At 70.0% G+C, this 1437-nt stretch carries 2 protein-coding genes; both read left to right on the top strand.

From position 1 onward, the window contains the following. The coding region (locus ACQKIP_RS47345) for a carbohydrate ABC transporter permease (RefSeq protein WP_427745855.1) at nucleotides 1-906 on the top strand (906 nt) is incomplete at its 5' end. Then, nucleotides 903-1437, top strand: a 535-nt coding sequence (locus tag ACQKIP_RS47350; RefSeq protein ID WP_427745856.1) for a carbohydrate ABC transporter permease, incomplete at its 3' end; no start/stop codon positions are given. The genes ACQKIP_RS47345 and ACQKIP_RS47350, both read left to right, overlap by 4 nt.

Raw genomic sequence — 1437 nt, forward strand, 5'->3', positions numbered from 1 at the left:
CCGCCCGGCCGCTCCGGGCGGCACAACCGCCGCCGGGCCAGGACCGCCTGGCTGTTCCTGCTTCCCTTCGCCGCGCTGTTCGTGTGCCTGTACCTGGCCCCCATCGCCTACACGCTCGGCGAGAGCCTGTACGAGCAGCAGCGCTCCGGCCTGGGCCTGACCGAGCCCACCACCAGCTTCGCCGGCCTCGGCAACTACCTCACCGCGCTCGGCGACGACGCCTTCCGCGCCTCGCTGCTGCGCGTGCTGCTCATCGGCGCGGTCCAGGTACCGGTGATGCTGGGCCTCGCGCTCGGCCTGGCCCTGCTGCTCGATGCCCGGCAGACCCTGTTCAAGCGGTTCTTCCGGCTCGCCTACTTCCTGCCGTACGCGCTGCCCGGCGTCATCGGGGCGATCATGTGGTCGTTCCTGGTGGCGCCCCGGCTCAGCCCCATCAGCGCGGCCGCGAACAGCCTGGGCCTGGATCTGGACCTGACATCCGACGGCATGCTCGCGCCCGTCATCGGCAACATGCTGACCTGGGGCTGGACCGGCTACAACATGCTGATCATCTACGCGGCGCTGCAGGCCATCCCCGCGGAACTGAGCGAAGCCGCCCGCATGGACGGCTGCTCCGCCTTCGCCATCGCCTGGCGCATCAAGGTCCCCATGGTCCGCCCGGCCCTCGTACTGACGACCGTGTTCTCCATCATCGGAACCGCGCAGCTCTACAACGAGCCGGCCATCCTGCACAACGTCGCCCCGAACCTCTCCAGCGACTACACCCCCATCTCGGCCGCCTACGCGGCGGTCAACTCGGGGGACTTCAACTACGCCGCCACCCAGTCGGTGATCCTGGCGCTGCTGACGCTGGTGCTGTCCTTCGGCTTCCTGAAGTTCGTCCAGCGACGGGGAGCGGCCCTGTGACGCTCCAGACCCTCACCCGCCCCGCCCGCAAGCCCGCCGCCGCGATCCCGGCGCGCAACGCCCGCCCGCCGCTGGCGCTCTCCCGCTGGCTGGTCCTGGCGGTGATGCTGCTGGCCGCCGGCTACTTCCTGCTGCCGGTGTGGTGGCTGGTCGTATCCGCCACCAAGACCAGCTCCGGTCTCTTCACCGGAAACGGCTTCTGGTTCGGCGACTTCGCGCTCGCCGACAACGTCCGCGCGGTCTTCACCGCCCAGGGCGGCATCTTCTCGCGCTGGCTGCTCAACAGCGCCCTCTACGCGGCGGGCGGCGCGGCCCTGAGCACGCTCGTCTCCGCGCTGGCCGGCTACGCCCTGGCCAAGTACTCCTTCCGCGGACGGGAGGTCACCTTCAACGCGGTCCTCGCCGCGGTGCTCATCCCGCAGCCGCTGCTCGCCATCCCGCTGTACCTGATGTTCTCGCAGGTCCACCTGGTCAACACCTACTGGGGCGTGCTGCTGCCCAGCATCGTCAGCCCCTTCGGCGTCTATCTGG

The organism is Streptomyces sp. NPDC059900 (assembly GCF_050270335.1).
In the GTDB taxonomy this organism is placed as follows: domain Bacteria; phylum Actinomycetota; class Actinomycetes; order Streptomycetales; family Streptomycetaceae; genus Streptomyces.